The following is an 18,626-nucleotide window of genomic DNA, read 5'->3' on the forward strand; positions in this document are numbered from 1 at the left end:
CATATTCTGATTCGGAGGTTACAATGCAATTAGGACATGTAGCTGTATCATTTATCATATCATCATATGCACCGCAAATAACCGGTGGTGCAATGCAGGCATTTTCACTTGAAAGCATTCTGGTGGCGTTTGGTGCGCACTGGCTTCCCAATCTAGATGTTATCCCCATCAAGTTAGGCTGGGCAAAGGATTCATTTCACTGTACATGGTCACATTCGTTGGTGTTTGCATTTGCAGTTGCTCTAATACTGCTACCATTTAACAGCGCCTGGGCAGCACTGGCATTTGTAAGCCTTATTGTGCACTTTCTTGCTGACATGCCAAGTAGTGTTGGGCTGCCACTTCTTATGCCCTTTACCAATAAACGATTTACTATTAACCTGTGGGCTGATACCGGTCACTCAGGCTGGGATGCACTTGTTGGCACCTATGTACAGGCATGGACATGGATACTTGAAGGTGGTGCATTTGTATTTTTATTAGTGCGTATGTATCAGCTTGGCATTATTTCTTAGGGCGATAGTTACTGTACAATAATCCATTATGAAAACAATTAAATCTTCGTATGAATATATAATCATTGGCAGCGGCTTTGGTGGATCATTCCCCGCATATGAGTTAGCAAAAGCAGGAAAAGAGGTGTGCATTGTTGAACGTGGTGTGTGGGTAAAGCGCGATGATAGCTGCTGGGACGAATTTGCATTGCATCTTCAGGAAAAACCACTATATCAGGGACACACACCCTATTTAGTTGATCAGTCAGGGAAAATTGAAGATGATTGGCCGTATGATACTGTTGGAGGCATGTCAACGTTTTACGGTGCTGCAGCATTCAGGCTCAGAGTTCAGGATTTTGAAGGACCACCACAACCTGATACCGATAAACGCAATACTGAACTGGCATGGCCCTTTAACTATTCTACTCTTTCACCTTTTTATGACAAAGCTGAAGAACTACAGTGCGTTGCCGGCATACGGGGACAGGACATAACCGAACCACCACGAAAAAAGGATTATCCGCAAAAACCACCTCTGCAATTATCACGCCCTTCACAAATGATCTGGGATGCTGCTACACGGCTGGGACTGCATCCATTTTACATACCAATGGCCATTAATTTCACGGGCAAATGTAACAGCACACCGTGCATTCTATGTAATACCTGCGACCATTATCTGTGCAAAATCCAGGCCAAGATGGACTTATCCGTTTCGGTTTTGCCAAAAGCAATACATTACGGGGCTATTGTCCTTGATAATCATCGTGCAGTAAAAATTAATTTTACCAAAAACAAAGTTCAATCAGTTGACATTATTAACCAGGCAACGGGGCAGCGTCATACTATACAATGCAAATATCTCATACTAGCCGCAGGGCCTATCGCCACACCACATTTGTTACTTGCTTCGGGCATTGAAAGCGTTAGTTCTGCAACCCGTCACATTGGACACAACCTGATGCGGCATATTAACGGAGTGGTAAGCGGAGTTGTTCCCTATATAGCAAACCCTGATAACACACTGGCCAAGCGGGTTGCTATCGCTGATTATTATTTTGGCGATAGCTCCGGTAAAAGCTCTCCACAAGGTAACTGGGGCATTATTCAGGATATAGCCACACCGGGCAAAGGCGTGATAAAAGCTAATGCACCGTTTGGATTAAAAAATATTGCTGCAACATTCTCACAATTTCTTATTAACCAATTAGTCATTGCCGAAGATATTCCGCAGTATGCTAATCGAGTGTATTGTGCTAACTCAAAAGATACATTTGGTATGCCCAACGTTGCCATTTACCACAGATATCATGCTCGCGATATTGCTGTACGCAATGCGCTGTACAATGTGGCAAAACGCATACTGAAGCAGGCAGGCGCAAAAATTTTTTACTATATGCCAATAGTAACATTTTCCCATGCACTGGGCACCTGCAGGATGGGAAAAAACCGTGAACTTTCAGCTGTAAACCCTGAGTGCCGTTTGTGGGATATAAAAAATTGCTATATTACCGATGCAAGTGTGCTGCCAACCGGTGGCTCGGTTAATCCAAGTTTAACTATTGCAGCAAATGCTTTGCGTGTAACAGACATCATACTAAAAAGGTAATGCTATGAAACATGATAATTTACCCTTCATTTGCTTTTTTGGATGCGGATATATAGCTAAGCGTCACGCAAAGATTATACGAAAGATGTATCCTGATATTCGTTTGGGTTTTTCAAGCCTGTATGAAAAAGACGCAAAGGAATATGCAGCACAATTTAATGGTGTTTCATTTCAAAGCTATGAAGAAGCAGCACAATCTGATTGCGATATTGCATTTATAACCACTCCTCATGCCTATCATAAAGACCTGGCAATTTTAGCTGCCAATAATAAAAAGCATATTATTGTTGAAAAGCCTGCAACACGCAATCTGAAAGAATTTGATGCTATTGTAAAAGCTGTTATTAAAAACAATGTTCGTTTTACGGTTGCTGAAAATTATTACTTTAAGCCTTTTCTAAAAACCATTCATAAACATATAGCCATAGGATCAATTGGTAAACCTTTGTATATACGGCTAACGAAACACAATCACGATACTATTGCAGGATGGCGTACTGATGCAGCACTTATGGGTGGTGGTGCATTGCTTGAAGGTGGTTGCCACTGGGTCAATGAACTTGTATCACTTGCAGGTGCTACCCCTGTTGCCGTTCAAGCTATAAAAGCTGATATTGTGTATCAAACAAATATACCGTTTGAAGATACTATTCATATCGCGGTGAAATTTGACAATGGCACTTTTGGCACATTGTTTCATTCCTGGTTTGTTCCCAATACATTTAAAGGAATGGCTTTATCAAAAATCTATGGCACCGAAGGGAATATTACTTTTGAAAGCAATGGACTCTTTACTATTGTAAAAGGTAATCGTTTTGCAATGAGTATATCTTTCAGGGATTTTTTAGGCTTTGGTGCCATGCATAGATCTTTCATTGAAAACTATCGCACACAAAAACCCTGGGAACCGGATTACAGGCGCATACGCAAAGAACTGGCACTCATTGAAGCTGCTTATAGATCATTGAAAACAAACAGATTTGAAGAGATTTAACAGGGCATAAATTTATCAAAACTCTATAATACAACTTCTCTTTTACAAAACCACTATTTTAATACCTGAAACAAACCCACCATAGCACTTATAATAGTTATTGTCTGGGCAAGCAAAAGCCCTATAAGCCACTTTAATATACTTACTTTTGCGCGTTGTACCTCGGCTTGCACTTTCTCAATTTCAATTGAAAGGCTTGCTCTAACTTTTTCAATTTCTACCGAAAGATCTGATTTCACTTTTTCAATTTCTACCGAAAGATCTGACCTAACTTTCTCAATTTCTACCGCAAGATCTGACCTGACTTTTTCAATTTCTACTGAAAGATCTGACCTAACTTTCTCAATTTCTACAGAAAGATCTGCCCGAACCTTCTCTATTTCTTTTGTTAATCTAAGCTCAGCTTCTTTTATTTCTTTTGTTAGCTTCAATTCCTGAACATGTAAATCTTGCTGGGTTGCTACCTGATTATTATTTATAGCTTCTTCAACTTTTTCAATAAATTCAGCCAGTACTTTTGCCTTTATCTCATCATCCTTAAATGCTTCATATACTTTTAACGCATATCCCATTATATTATATCCTTCCTTAAATATACTATTATATTCCATATAATAAACAAATATACGTTCCCCCCACTTTTTTCAACAAGTTTTTTTCAATATTATTGCAAAAAATGTTTTGCAAAATTTTTAATATAGTTGACATGCTTATGATAGTTGTTGCTTCATATGTAATATTTACTCTGTTTTGTCATTTGGAACGTGATTTATAATCTATTATCTGGTTTTTTACGATTTGACAACTCTACCTAATAACTCTTTGCACCGTTCATATTCTTCATGGGACATCCATTGTGTAAACGTTTTATTGATTGTACCACTGATGCCAATCTTCATACACTTCTCTGGCCATAAAGGATTATACCGTAAAAGCTCAATGGAATTAACACCACAGCCATAAACAAATTCAGCTATTCCTGTAAGATTTTTTTCTGTTGATGTAATTCCAGGCACCAGGGGTATGCGCGGCACAACCTGTATTCCCATATTTTTTGATAGATACACGAGCTTCTTAAAATTTGACAATATCTTTGCATTTGAAACGCCACAGTACTTTTTATGGTCATCTTCATCAATGAGTTTAACATCATAATACACCGTGTTACAATAAGGAGCAATGCAGGTTTCAAATTCATCCCAGTTGAAATATCCGCTTGTTTCCACAAGGGTATGAATGTTATTGTACTTGCATTGTTTCAATAATTCTGATGCAAAGCTAATGTTCAAAAGCGGCTCACCACCTGAAAGCGTCACACCGCCACCTGAGGTATCAAAAAATGGTTTATCCTTTAACACAAGCTGCATCACATCTTCAACACTCATAAGCTTTCCCACGGTACTCATGGCACCTGATGGACATACATCAACACACCGAAAACACAGGGTACATTTTTTTCTGTCCACAAAGTTTTGATTTTTCAAATCAATGGCATGTTCAGGACATACCTTTGCACAGCTCAGGCAAGCAATACATTCCTTTTTATCCCAGGATAATTCAATGACTGCTTTTTTACTTTCCGGATTATGGCACCATACACAGTTTAGTGGGCAACCTTTAAAAAACACAACCGTTCTAATACCGTGTCCATCATCAAGTGAATTACCTTTAATTTCCAGTATTAACGTTTTCATTTGCTTTTTATCCTACGTTTATATTCCATATTCAGCGCGCTCAATCAGTTCTAATTGCATCTGACGGTTTAATGTAACAAAATAGGCATTGTATCCTGAAATACGCACAATAAGGTTGCGATAGTTTTCTGGATGAGCCATTGCATCGCGTAATATTGCGGATGTAACAACATTCATCTGCATCTGCATCCCGCCCAATGTGAAATAGGTCTTCACATACGAGAACATATCAGTAACAGTCTTTTCTCGCGATTCTATTGCAGAAGGAACTACTTTAACATTAAATGCTATATTATTGGTAAGGTTAACCGGATCCAATTTTGCAACATCTCTAATATAGTCCAACAGGTTTTTAGAAGCAAATGGCTGAGGCGTTAATCCAGGTGTAAACGGTTTTCCTGCCAATCTTCCCGAAGGCAGTGCTCCAGTAAGTGTGCCAAATGCAACATGATTTGACATTGACCAGAACCCAGTAGTATAGGTGCCACCACGATAATGCGGAATACTTGCAAAATAGTCATGAGCCCATTTAGCAATCCTGTTTGCCATTGCAACAGCTTCTTCATTTCCTGAACCAAACAATGGAACTTTTGTGTGAACAGTTGCAAGCAATACCGGATCATTTTGAAAATTACTATCAATAGCTTTCTTTATATCAGCAAATGTGTACTTCTTTTCATCATAAATTAGCTTTTTTATAACCATCATGGAATCAGTTACATCAGCAAGGCCAATGATTGCAGTACCAGAGCTATTATACCTGGCACCGCCTTTTGTCACATCCTTGCCTTTTTCTAAACAGCCTTCAATAAACGCTGAAAGTAGCGGTGTGGGTCGTAAATATTGATGAGCTTCGGCTAACTTATTATTATAATCGATAGACTGGTCAATAATAAAGGCAAACTGTTTGGTAAATGCATCAAAGAAATCATCAAAGGTTTTAAAAGCCCCGTCTTCAGGCCTTCCCGTCTTTGGCCCTATATCAAGCCGTGTAAGTGGATGATAGCCATTATTAAGTGCCATCTCTAATGCTGCAACCATATTCATCATCTGCATATTGGTATGTCCAAAGTGCTTATGCGATAATGTTGGCTCCACACAGCCTGTTGCTGACCAGTCACGTATATCCCGGATATCATATCCTAGTGGTGTCAGAGCCTTCATTATGGCTGCATCATTGTGCATGGAGGGAGTAGCTGCAGTGATAAGGTTTACTTCGCACAGGCGCTTCAAATAGGTGTCGCTGTTGACACCTGGCATATAGCGGGCATTGACATTGGGATCACGAATTGAAAGCATCTCAGTAACTTTTAAGAAAATGTAGGTCATATCGTTAACCGCATCTTTGCCATCTGGTGTTACTCCACCTAACGTAATAGCCTGATCAGATGAACTGCCACCAAAATAGAAATTGGCTAAATCAGGAGTCAGGGGAAAATGATCGGTACATCGCATGTAAAAATCAGCAACAAGTTCTATTGCTTGTTTTATATATTCCTCCTGCTTTTCTGGTGGAGTGTTTTTCATATCATTGATAAAATATGGCTGTAGCCATTGATCCAATCGTCCCAATGATAAACCTGCATTAAGACTTTCATTATGTAGGGATATCCATGTAATCCACATTGCAGTCAGTGCTTCGTGCAGTGTGGTGCATGGATACATTGGTACACGGCTACATATATCAGCTATTTTCAGCAATTCTTGTTTCCGTATTGGATTTTTTTCCTGGTTACTATCGCTTAAAGCTTGTGCTGCAAGATTTTTTGCATACCCATTAATACCTTCAAGGCAGGCAATCATAGCAGTAAGAAGATGCTGTTTTTCCTGTGAGCAATCTTTAGCAAGCTCGGCTTTTATTTCATTAATCATCCCTGACGTTCCCATTGCCATCACTTTGGGAAAATTTGGAATGGTATGAGAGATAGTTGCCTGCTTCCAATCAAAGTACAGAGCAAACCGTTCATCAAGCTGCTCACATAAAGGGTTATTATATTTTTCCCTGACCCATTCTTTAAAATTACGATGCAACCAGTATGGCAGTATTTCAAAATGCAAAACTTCACGAGTCTGGTCATCAATATCAAAAGGATTATATGTTCTGTATGGAATGGTGAGCAATTCATTCCATATCATGATGCCTGTACTGTCAGGGAAAATGGGGCTTCCAATGGGTTTGCTGGTGGTTGTTCCAGGCAACAGTGAATCCTTTTGTATGACAGGTTTTTTATGTTCCATCATATATTTATATGCATGTGCATTGCGCAGCACGGGCTCCCACGGGGTTCCGTTGTTGTCAGTGTCAAAGCCATGTTCCCTGTACCACTGAGTTAAAAGAATTGCCCTTTCAGCACAGATAGCTGGCTTTTTAGTTAAATGGTCATCAAGAAATTTTTTTATTCGTGGGAAATCATCAAGACAATATTGTGAAAGATACGGATCCTCCAGAAATAACACATTGGGATCTTCTTTTTTCCCTTTGAGGCGCTCCTTTCGTCTTTTTATAATTTCATCGCTTAGCTCTTTTTGTGGTTTAGGATGTTCTTTTTTAACCTTCCTTTCATCAGCCTGTCGCTCCTTTTTCATTGCACGTTTCTGAACAGTATTAAAAAGTAGTGAAATAAAAAATGAGAATATATTGGAATAGGTAATACTGCCATCAATACGCACATCACTCTTTAATAGCATGTAGATAATATCAGTAGGCGTACCCAGTAAAAGCTTGCGTGCAGCATCTTCATTTTTAAAAATCAAAATAGCATTAGCATCAGGGGCGATAGTTCCTGATACAGTAACCCTGCCATCAATAAACGCAATGCTGCATACAATTCCATTATCTTCCGTACGCAACCCAATTGTAAAATTGAGATAGCCATCTTTTGTTTTAAGGTATCGGTTCAGTGATTTGCGGTTATTAAAATTAAAGGCAATGAATTTCAAAAATGATTTTATGAAAATACCTGTGCTAATTGTGCTCAATCTGCTTTGTGATGTGAAAAGTAACATAATGACCCTCCATCATTCAATGTCCAGAGGAACATACCTCTGTGCAATTATATTAACATAACTATCTACAAAACGTTGCGGGTTATCATGAACCTCTCGTATAAGCCTGCTGTTATATAAACTCACAACGCCGTTACATTCTATCCATAATTGCAGTGCTGTTATATATGCACTATCTGGATCAAGCCCACAATGTTGCTGCAGCTTCTCTATAACAAAAGCAAACGGTTTTAAGGCTATTTCTTTTTCTTTTGCGCCAACTACTTCTAACGGTGTACCAATACAATCCAGAAACTTTGGCACATTCCTGTTTAAAAACATAACTTCATAATAATCAGGATATTGAATACCAAATTCAATGTATGATCTAATCAGAGATTTTATTTTATCCCTGATATCCGCAGCAGATGTATATGCCTTTTCGAACAGTCCATACAGCAATTCAAACCCTCGTATGCGAATATAAAAATATAATTCATCCTTGTTGGTGTAATAGTTATACAATGTTGTAGCAGTAACACCCAATGCAGATGCAATCTTTCGCATGCTTAGCCTGGAAAACCCTTCCCTGATAACTATTTTTACCGATGCATCAAGTATTTGCTGTTTGAAGATATCCACTTCTTCTATATTACGAGCTGTACGTGGCATTTATTTTACTTCCCCCTAAACTGTGATTAACAAAGTATTATTCAGGGTCAAATCCCAAATTACTGCTATAATAATCATTCCTTGCTTCCATTTAAATCAGAGTTAAGGTTGATACTTTATCTTCCCTAAACTAGATTCTTTCAATTTATTATAATAACAATGTTAATTTAACAGCGTTAACTTTATTTGTCAATAATAAAATTAAAATTATTTGCTTTTAGTTATATATCAAAATACTATACTGCCCGGAATTTGGTATTTGCATTCTTTACAGTATACTATACCATAAAACATAAAGTAGAGGTTTGTCATGAACTTGGCATGTAAAAAATTTTTTCAATATACTAGATATACTTTGCTGGGAGTTCTTTTAACTCTTCTATGGATGTAATAGCATGAAGTAATATGTTACAGGTGAAAATTCAAACCAGTTATTTCTCTTTTTTATTAATTTATATTTATTAATTACAAGCATAACATCATATTTTTTGTAAGATTCACTATCAGGTATTTTATATTCTACAAAATACTCAACATTTTCATGTATAAATTCTGATTCATGCTCAATAAAAAGATACTTACAAAAATAAAAATTTCACCATCAGAATTTTCACAATACGGGTGGTGCATAGATAAACACCTCCAGAGAAAATTATGTTTGTATTTTAATCATTGGAATAAATTTCAATAGTAGTAGATGAGTACTCTGGTATATTATTCAAATTTTCGGCATAAAGAACATTTACGTTATATTGAATCTTTCCCCTCTAAATGTATTTGATTGTAATATACTCATCATATTGGGATATATTTCATCCATGAATAAAATTTTTATAAAATTCATTACATAGTATATTTTTTTGCTTTACAACATTAAAATGATTTTTATTTTATTAATTTTAATCGATATAATTTATATAGTCCTTTTTCAAAATTTTTAAACTTACGAGAGGAAATGGAACCAGCAAAGCGACGTAGAGATATTCCTGTTCTTTTGCTTCATGACATTGACCCACAATGGGAATTGCATGAACAGGAAACAGCACATCAATCAGCACAAATACTTATTAATGAATTACAGAATGAAGGCCATAGTGTTGTTGATGTTCCAGTTACCCATCATTCCTTAGACAAAGTACTAAAATCTTACAACCCCAATGACTATATCCTATTCAATTGGTGCGAAGGTTTGCCTGGTGTTGATCATAGCGAACATACTGTAGCTCAGATTCTTGAAGATAAACAATTTGTATATACTGGCTCTCCTTCTGATATTCTCTTCCTTTGCTGGAATAAAGCTGCAATAAAAAAATTATTACAAATCCAAAATATCCCAACACCAGATGGCATCGTAGCCAGTGACACCAGCGCCATTGGTTGGGATAAATTCCCTGCAATTGTAAAACCTGCATTTGAACATTGCAGCTTAGGAATCACTGAAGATTCAGTTGTATTTAACAGAAAGGAACTTCTGGACAGAATTGACTATATTCTTGCTAATTTCAAGCAACCTGCTATTGTTGAAGATTTTATTGATGGCAGGGAGTTTCATGTGACTTTATGGGGCAATGGCGTTATCCATGCTCTTCCTCCCGCAGAGATGGATTTCAGCGCATTTGATGATATCAAAGATAGAGTATGTACCTATAATTCAAAATTCAAACCTGGCACATCCCATTATGAAAATATAACGTTAAAAATTCCTGCACAACTTGACAACGCCCAGCTATCTATATTGAATGAAACAGCGTTAAAAGCATACAGAGCTCTGGGCTGTCGGGATTATGCACGCATTGATATTCGCTTAAAAGATGGTATTTTCTATATTCTTGATATTAACCCCAATCCAGACTTTAGCCCTGATACATCAACAATTTACACAGCTGAGCATGCCGGGCTTTCGTATGGTGCATTTGCAAGCTGCCTGGTAAATTTAGCAGCACTCCGACATCCGGTATATGGGCAGCATGCGGTCTTATCATAATTTTATTATGAAAAGATTTTTCTCCGATAAAGTCGTAAATCAAGGTTACGGTTAAGACTTCATTACGAGGCATCCTAATTTTATCGGAATGACGAAATAATCTTTTTTGTACCATGTAATTGTTTCTCGATTACATCAGGATTTCATTGGGAATCGTAATTAGTATATGGCAAAATTATCATCGTGAGACTTGATGTAATTAGGACGTTGTCATCCTACTTTGCTATGGAAAGCATCGCTGCTTCTTGAGATTCCTTCCCTTTGTTAACAATGACGTAACAACAACCACCAGATATTTTCGCTTCGATTGATATGACGTAATGGCGACCATGTCATTGCAAGGTTTCATCCCTATAATGTGGAGCTCGCAATGACATAGTCTTAATGAAACATTCGCAATAAACCTATTTGTTCTTTTCTTCTTTCATATATTAAATACTTCTATAAAGTTATTTATACAAGATTTTGTAAAGTAGGCATTTATATGCTCAATTCCCACCTTTTGAGCCATCTCATACAGCAGTGTAGCATTCCTTCTCTATATCATTCTTTCACAGTGTGTTTTTTTAACCCTCCTGTCTATTATCCAAAAGTATTCATCCTGCCACATCGTGCATCCTTGACATCGTATTTATGTTAATTGCTCATACTTTTTAAAACTATATACATTTTGTAGTTGAATTTTTTTTCGATAGTAGTATTGTAGCATAACATATAAATACTTTGGAGGGAACATATGAATATAGAAACAACCACCTGCATTGCCTATGAACACTTAGAGCTTTTACAAGAAAACGCCGCTATCCGTAAACTATCGCTTCATACATTTGTTATAAATTTCATAAACTATGTGTTTTCGTATAAAAAGATCCCTGTAAAAAGCTATAAAAGGTTACAGTATAGGAAGCGATATCAAGCTTGGAAGCGTGTGCATCTGTATTTGTATGAGAATGAGTATGAGTTTGTGATGGATGTGCGCAAAGTCTGTAAGATGTCACTGGCAAAGATTATAGCTTACTGTGTGGAGAATTATTTGTATGATTATTTAGCAGCGTTAGACAGTGAAGATAATACCGATAACTATCGCTTTAGTGGCTACACATTTTCATTTTATCTTGAAGAAGGGATACCTTGTTGCCAATTTTACTGGGGACCACCACCGGAATTGCTGAAAATGGACACCCAATAGTCTCTAAAACTAAATGTAATTGGCTAAAATATAAAAGAGGTGTACTTTTAGATGGCTAAAAGTTTATCCGTATATTGTCTTTATACCCATAGTAAGAGAGTTACTACACAACCTCTCTTCTACCTTTATTTTTATACCATCTATAACAAATACTTAATGGATATTCGTTTTCGTTTACTGCTGCCGTGCTTACTAATGCTACGTATCGAGTATTGCAATTACCTGCATCATTCGGTAATTTACGCTGCTACTACATAAATTAATGATATACTATATTATGCTTCCAGCAATACTCAGCTTTAATTACACTACTAGCTTTATCCCATTGTAAGTGCTTTTCGAAGTACTTGCGCTTGGTATGATCTTATGCGGGTATTTTTCCCATTTTTGTTTTCTTTTATATAATTTTTTTCCTTTACATGTGGAATGTATAAGTATTTTTATCTCATTGTAAAGATAGGATTAATTTAACGGGTACTTTCTTGATATCATATTTATTTTTTTATCTTGCGTAGTGGGACAATATATAATATTACACATGGGCTTCTGGTTTTAATTAACAATTTTCTGTTTTATAATTTTTTATTCATATGATAGTCTTTTATACCAGTAACTATCGCCCATATTATTTACACTAAGAGTGCTTATAAATTACCAGATGTTTATATTATATTTTATATATTCATTTATATTTTTTGATGTTTAATAAAAAATTATGTTGCAATAAAAATAGCTGGTATATTTAGATATACATCTATATACTTTTTTGTACGAGGTGTAATTGGTGAAACTGACAGGTGCACAGATAATAGTTGAATCGCTTGTTAAAGAGAAGGTTGAAATCATGTTTGGCTATCCAGGAGGGGTAGTCATTCCCATATTCCATCATCTTTTCAATGCACCTATTAAATTTATTTTAACCAGGCATGAGCAAGGTGCAGTACATGCAGCTGACGGGTACGCACGCGCAACTGGCAAGCCCGGCGTTGTTATTGCCACATCAGGCCCTGGTGCCACCAACCTTGTTACAGGTATTGCAACAGCCAATATGGATTCTGTTCCGCTTGTTATTTTCACAGGTCAGGTTTCTACTACAGTTATTGGCAATGATGCATTCCAGGAAGCCGATATTACCGGTATTACCCGACCCATTACCAAACATAATTATCTTGTCAATGATGTTAAAGACCTTGCACGCATTATTAAAGAAGCATTCTATATTGCAACAACCGGAAGGCCGGGCCCAGTTTTGATTGATGTACCGGTAAATATTTCAAATTCTGAAACTGAATACCATTATCCTGAAACCGTGCATCTTAGAAGTTATAAACCAGTTATTCATGGACATGCCGGTCAAATTCAAAAAGCCTGCAAACTAATTGAGCAGTCAAAACGCCCTATTGTGTATGCTGGTGGCGGTGTTATCTCTTCCAACGCATCCGAAGAATTACGCGCATTTGTAAAAAAAACCGGAATACCCATTACTACAACCTTACTGGGACAGGGGGCATACCCTGAAACCGACAGGCTTTCGCTCAAAATGTTGGGTATGCATGGCACATATTATGCCAATCATGCTATGCACCAATCAGACCTGGTTATAGCTGTCGGTGCCCGCTTTGATGATAGGGTTACCGGGAAGATAGATGAGTTTATACCTCATGCAAAAGTTATACATATTGATATTGATCCATCATCAGTCAGTAAAAGTGTAGCAGTTGATGTACCTATAGTTGGTGATGCAAAACATGTTCTTGCTGAAATAAACAAAATAGTCAAAGCGCCTAAAATAGATGAATGGGTTGCTTATGTCCTGAAGATGAAAGATGAAAACCCATTAACATATAAAGATAGCGATGTGAAGATAAAACCTCAGTATGTTGTTGAAAAAATTTATGAACTCACCAAAGGTGATGCTATTATCTGTACTGAGGTTGGTCAAAATCAGATGTGGGCTTCGCAATTTTACAATTTTTCCAAACCACGAACATTTATTTCGTCCGGGGGTCTGGGTACCATGGGGTTTGGGTTTCCTGCAGCAATTGGTGCTCAGTTAGGCCAACCTGATAAACGTGTTATAGATATTGCTGGTGACGGCTCAATACAGATGAATATACAGGAACTCATTGTTGCTGTACAACACCGTTTGCCCATAATTATCGCTATACTCAATAATGGTTTCTTAGGCATGGTACGACAATGGCAGCAACTCTTTTACAATAAGCGATATTCATATACCTGTATTAACTTCCAGCCTGATTTTGTTAAACTGGCCGAAGCATATAATGCCATTGGTATTCGTATTGAAAAGAAGGCAGATGTTATACCTGCAATAGAAAAAGCTTTATCCATTACCGATAAGCCAATTATTCTGGACTTCCATGTAGACAGGGAAGAAAATGTATACCCAATGATACCTGCCGGAAAATCGGTAAAAGATATGATGATGAGGGAATTAGCATGAGTCAACATGTAATCTCAGTTAAAGTAGAAAACAAATTTGGTGTTCTTGCTCGTGTTGCGGGTCTTTTTTCCGCCCGTGGTTACAATATTGACTCGCTTGCTGTAAGTGAAACAGAATCGCCAGATGTATCGGTTATGACAATAGTTGTTCGCGGAGATGACAGGATCATTGAACAGGTAAAAAAACAGCTTAACAAGCTCATTGATGTAATAAAAGTCACTGATCATAATCCTGACAACGCCGTTCAACGCGAAATAGTTTTAGCCAAGCTTAATGTAACTCCGTCCAAACGCAATGAAGTTTATCAATTAGCTCAGATATTTGGTGCACGAATAGCGGGTGTATCAAATAAAACCATAATCCTTGAAATGGTTAATGACCCAGAAACAATTGACAACTTTATTGAATTGCTTAGACCTTATTCAATTAAAGAATTAATACGCACCGGAAGAGTATCAATATTGAAAGAATGAGCAGTTTTATGCATGGTAAAGACTTTAATAGTACTACCATTGTACCAATTCTTTTTGGTTTATTTTTTTCTTTTAATCTGTTCTAAAACACTTTTCTCTATTTTTGTTATTTTTAGAATGGTGCTATCATCTATTCCACTTTTTAGCATTTTGCGGGCTATATTTATCCGTTCTTTTGATATACCAATGATTACTCCTTCTTTTTTCCCCTTAACAACTCCTTGTATAAATCCTTTTTGTAATCCTTTTTGTAAACCCTTTTGCAAGCCTTCTTGAATCCCCGATTTTAGACCTTGTACATATCCTTCTTTCCTTAAATCCTCCTTGAGAGTTTTCAACGTTTTTGACAACATGGTGTATGTCTCCTTTGGATGCAATGTTTTTTCTACAAAAGGTTGAATATTGTCAATAATACTGTGTGTTTTTAGATAATGTAAAAGCCACACTAATAAAGTACGTATTATTGTACTATCCTTTGAATAAATCTGCATTAATTTTTCAATTCTGTCAATAGTTTTTAGAAATATTTCTTTATCACTGCTTTCAAAAAGAAATATTGTGGCAACAATATTCATCATATTTTCTAATTCAGTACGTGACAATTCATTTTCTATTATAGGATAATATTTAAATTGAGGGATATATTCCTGTATTTGCTGTAACTCAGGTGAGATATCAATAAGTTGTTGTAATTCAGTAGCAGCACTCCATTTACAATCACCATTATAAATAAGTATAGGGAATACAACTGGCAGCTTTTTAAGACCCAGTTTATAATAAAGTTCACGATATAATTCCATAACATAGTTTAACATTCTAAAAGCCATAAAATTATCTACTGTCGATTGAAATTCTATTAAAAGATATAGATATACATGGCTATCTTTAAATTGTAGCTTGTATATAATATCAGCTTCATATTCTTTATACTCATCATTGACATAGCTTTTATCAATTTTTTGTGCACTGGTAAAATCAATATGCTTCACCCAATCCATTGCAACAAATGATTCAAGCAATTCTTTTAATACCAAAGGATCTGAAAACAGATATTTGTATGCTTTATCATGAATAGTTTGTTTAGCCATAGTATATACCTTGAATAAAATGTTTATATATTAATACGCACGAGAAATAAAATTTTTAAATATGATATTTGAAATTTTTAAAAATTTATAAATTTTTATTGCATAATACATATACAAAACTACACTTTGTTGTAGTATCTGCTGCATAGATGAGTACTTCATTTACTCTAAAAATATATTACAAATACGAGGTAATGTTATGGCAAAGATGTATTACGATAATGATGCCGATTTATCGGTAATTTCAGGCAAAACTATTGCCGTCATTGGATATGGCAGTCAGGGTCACGCACAGGCACAAAATTTGCGCGATAGTGGCTGTAAAGTAATTGTTGCTGAACTTCCAGGCACACCCAATTATGATTTAGCTGTTTCACATAATTTTAAACCCGTCAGTGCAAAAGAAGCTGCTGAAAAAGGCGATATCATTCAGATTCTGGCCCAGGACCATGTACAGGCAAAATTATATGAAACTGAAGTAAAGCCTCATTTAAAAAAAGGCAAAACACTGGTATTTTCACATGGTTTCAACATTCATTTTGGGCAAATAGTTCCTCCTGCAGATGTGGATGTCATCATGGTTGCTCCTAAAGGGCCAGGCCATTTAGTACGCAGCGAATATGAAAAAGGTGGTGGGGTTCCATGTCTTATAGCCATTCATAATGATGCCAGCGGGAAAGCAAAGGAAACAGCTCTTGCATATGCAAAAGGTATTGGTGCAACCCGCGCAGGCGTTATCGAAACCACCTTTAAAGAAGAAACTGAAACAGATCTTTTTGGCGAGCAATGCGTATTGTGTGGTGGTGTTTCAGAACTGGTAAAAGCCGGATTTGACACATTGGTGGAAGCTGGATATCAACCTGAAATTGCATACTTTGAATGTTTACATGAACTTAAACTGATTGTAGACCTGTTTTATCAGGGTGGAATTAATTATATGCGCTATTCTGTATCCGATACTGCTGAATATGGTGACTATATGGTTGGCAAACGAATAGTAACTCCTGAAACTCGCAAAGAAATGAAAAAGGTTCTGGAAGAAATACAGTCAGGTCAGTTTGCCCGCCAGTGGATACTGGAAAATCTTGCAGGACGTCCACAGTTTAACGCTATAAAGAAACGCGAACGTGAACACCTGATTGAACGAGTTGGCCGTGAACTAAGAAAAATGATGAAATGGATAGATAGTAAAGAAGTTTAATTTTTTCAGGGGGCCGTCTCAAAACAAAATTTGGGCCGGCCTTTTTTATTATAAGTGCTTGATAGCGAAAAAAATATTTTTTTGCAACCTCACCCCTTCCCTACCTGTCTATATATAAAAATCACCTGAAACTTCTACCAGATAAAAATAGAGAGGTTGTTATGAGTAAAAAAGTATTATTAATTTATCCTGAGATCCCACTTACCTACTGGAGTTTTAAATACTCATTAGAATTTATAGGCAAAAAAGCTGTTTTCCCACCACTGGGATTATTAACAGTTGCTGCCATGCTTCCCGAGGACTGGAAAGTTGATTTAATTGATTTGAATATTTCAACACTTGATCCTGCCATTTTACCACGTTATGATATGGTTTTCATTTCAGCAATGCTCGTTCAGAGAAATTCTTTTGATATGATAACAACCCTTTGTAACCAGTACAATATACCTGTGGTTGCGGGCGGTCCCTATCCAACATCATTATGGCAATCTATACCCAATGTTAATCATTTTGTGCTTAATGAAGCTGAAGTAACATTGCCAAAATTTTTACATGATTTGCAGTATGGTATACCCCATCATCTTTATACATCAGATGAAAAACCTTCACTGGATAAAACTCCTGTACCTCGTTTTGATATTATTGATTTAACACCCTATTCCAGTGTACCATTGCAATTTTCCCGCGGCTGCCCCTTTAACTGTGAATTTTGCGATATCATATCTTTGTTTGGCAGGATTCCCCGAACGAAATCTCCTCAACAATTTTTAGCAGAGCTGGATGCAGTGTATGCAACCGGATTCAGGGAATCAATCTTTATTGTCGATGACAATTTTATTGGAAACAAAACCAGGGCCAAAGAGCTGTTAAAGGCAATAATAGAATGGCAGATTGATCATTCATATCCATTTTCATTTCAAACTGAAGCAAGTGTTAATTTAGCACACGATAAAGAACTTATGCAATTGATGTATAATGCTGGTTTTGATATGGTTTTTTTAGGAATTGAAACGCCGGTAATTTCTTCCCTGGAAAGTGCAGGTAAAACACAGAATACCAAAGAAGACCTCCTTGAAAATGTTAAAATAATACAGCAGCATGGCATGGAAGTAAGCGGAGGTTTTATTGTTGGCTTTGATGATGACCCTGATAATGTATTTGATTTACAGGCAGAATTTATTCAATCCTCAGGCATTCCGATTGCAATGGTTGGAATATTAGACGCATTGCCTCACACTCGCCTTTATGACCGCTTGCTCAGTGAGGACAGGCTGTTATATGAATCTAACGGTAACAACACACATAAACTGGCACCCAATTTTATCCCTAAAATGCCGGTAAAAAAACTTATTGATGGTTATATACAACTTTTACAAACTATATATACACCACGTAACTATTTTGAACGATGCTTAACTTTTATTAGAAGGATTCCCCAGGAACGAATGGTTTACAGGCAATTTACATTTAAAGAATTTAAAGCATTGGTACTATCGCTCCTTAAACAGGGTTTTTCACATTATTTTATGTATTATTTTAAATTTTTGATTAATACACTTCGTCTACGCCCAAAATTGTTTTCAGAAGCCATTGCGCTGGCAATCAAAGGATATCACCTTTTTAAAATAACTGAAATATTGCTGGATGAATATAATAAATCCTTGAAAGAAGAAGAACATACTGATACATTTGCACCATCATTTGCTGAGACATTTATAGCCAGCACTGATAATACTGAATTATTACATACTGATAATCCATAGGAGGTTTTTGCAT

The 18,626-nt window shown here is 36.6% G+C and carries 14 protein-coding genes; 9 read left to right on the plus strand and 5 right to left on the minus strand.

Annotated elements, in window-relative coordinates:
• Window positions 1–23: 23 nt before the first annotated feature.
• From AB1444_01740 to AB1444_01750, 3 genes are read left to right on the plus strand one after another with little or no spacing between them, the layout of a single operon-like run.
• Entirely contained in the window at window positions 24–515 is a 492-nt protein-coding gene (locus AB1444_01740) for a metal-dependent hydrolase (protein ID MEW6525373.1), read from the plus strand.
• A gap of 28 nt (window positions 516–543) precedes the next feature.
• Window positions 544–2,106, plus strand: a complete 1,563-nt coding sequence (locus AB1444_01745) for a GMC family oxidoreductase (GenBank protein MEW6525374.1) — start codon at window positions 544–546, stop codon at window positions 2,104–2,106.
• Between the two features lie 4 nt (window positions 2,107–2,110).
• Window positions 2,111–3,100: a Gfo/Idh/MocA family oxidoreductase gene (locus AB1444_01750; GenBank protein ID MEW6525375.1), complete on the plus strand. Its 990-nt coding sequence runs from the start codon at window positions 2,111–2,113 to the stop codon at window positions 3,098–3,100.
• A 53-nt stretch (window positions 3,101–3,153) separates the two neighbouring features.
• On the opposite strand, the gene AB1444_01755 is transcribed toward AB1444_01750, so the two are convergent.
• From AB1444_01755 to AB1444_01770, 4 genes are all read right to left on the minus strand, one after another.
• A complete protein-coding gene (locus tag AB1444_01755) occupies window positions 3,154–3,672 on the minus strand; it encodes a DUF1640 domain-containing protein (GenBank protein ID MEW6525376.1) in 519 nt (172 codons plus the stop codon).
• Between the two features lie 219 nt (window positions 3,673–3,891).
• A complete protein-coding gene (locus tag AB1444_01760) occupies window positions 3,892–4,794 on the minus strand; it encodes a glycyl-radical enzyme activating protein (protein ID MEW6525377.1) in 903 nt (300 codons plus the stop codon).
• 18 nt (window positions 4,795–4,812) lie between these two features.
• Window positions 4,813–7,800: a pyruvate formate lyase family protein gene (locus AB1444_01765; protein MEW6525378.1), complete on the minus strand. Its 2,988-nt coding sequence runs from the start codon at window positions 7,798–7,800 to the stop codon at window positions 4,813–4,815.
• Between the two features lie 12 nt (window positions 7,801–7,812).
• Window positions 7,813–8,451 (minus strand): TetR/AcrR family transcriptional regulator, encoded by a 639-nt coding sequence (locus AB1444_01770; protein ID MEW6525379.1) that lies wholly within the window; start codon window positions 8,449–8,451, stop codon window positions 7,813–7,815.
• A 955-nt stretch (window positions 8,452–9,406) separates the two neighbouring features.
• Between AB1444_01770 and AB1444_01775 the strand changes: the two genes are divergently transcribed.
• The 4 genes from AB1444_01775 to ilvN all read left to right on the plus strand — a co-directional run bounded on the left by AB1444_01775 (window position 9,407) and on the right by ilvN (window position 14,561).
• Complete coding sequence (locus tag AB1444_01775; GenBank protein ID MEW6525380.1) at window positions 9,407–10,435, plus strand: hypothetical protein; 1,029 nt, start codon at window positions 9,407–9,409, stop codon at window positions 10,433–10,435.
• A gap of 736 nt (window positions 10,436–11,171) precedes the next feature.
• Window positions 11,172–11,624, plus strand: coding sequence for a hypothetical protein (locus AB1444_01780; GenBank protein MEW6525381.1), 453 nt, complete (start codon window positions 11,172–11,174; stop codon window positions 11,622–11,624).
• 781 nt (window positions 11,625–12,405) lie between these two features.
• Complete coding sequence (ilvB, locus tag AB1444_01785; protein ID MEW6525382.1) at window positions 12,406–14,088, plus strand: biosynthetic-type acetolactate synthase large subunit; 1,683 nt, start codon at window positions 12,406–12,408, stop codon at window positions 14,086–14,088.
• Window positions 14,085–14,561 carry an acetolactate synthase small subunit gene (ilvN, locus tag AB1444_01790; protein MEW6525383.1) on the plus strand — a complete coding sequence of 159 codons (477 nt, stop codon included), beginning with the start codon at window positions 14,085–14,087 and terminating at the stop codon, window positions 14,559–14,561. Before ilvB ends, ilvN begins: the two co-directional genes overlap by 4 nt.
• A 59-nt stretch (window positions 14,562–14,620) precedes the next feature.
• On the opposite strand, the gene AB1444_01795 is transcribed toward ilvN, so the two are convergent.
• The gene (locus AB1444_01795) at window positions 14,621–15,649 is read right to left on the minus strand and encodes an Rpn family recombination-promoting nuclease/putative transposase (protein MEW6525384.1); all 1,029 of its coding nucleotides are present in this window, start codon (window positions 15,647–15,649) and stop codon (window positions 14,621–14,623) included.
• Window positions 15,650–15,824: 175 nt separating this feature from the next.
• Here AB1444_01795 and ilvC point away from each other — a divergent pair, with 175 nt between their 5' ends.
• A complete protein-coding gene (gene ilvC, locus AB1444_01800) occupies window positions 15,825–16,850 on the plus strand; it encodes a ketol-acid reductoisomerase (GenBank protein MEW6525385.1) in 1,026 nt (341 codons plus the stop codon).
• A gap of 161 nt (window positions 16,851–17,011) precedes the next feature.
• Window positions 17,012–18,613 (plus strand): B12-binding domain-containing radical SAM protein, encoded by a 1,602-nt coding sequence (locus tag AB1444_01805; protein ID MEW6525386.1) that lies wholly within the window; start codon window positions 17,012–17,014, stop codon window positions 18,611–18,613.
• The last annotated feature ends 13 nt before the right edge of the window (window positions 18,614–18,626 follow it).

This window comes from Spirochaetota bacterium (assembly GCA_040756435.1).
Classification (GTDB): domain Bacteria; phylum Spirochaetota; class UBA4802; order UBA4802; family UB4802; genus UBA4802.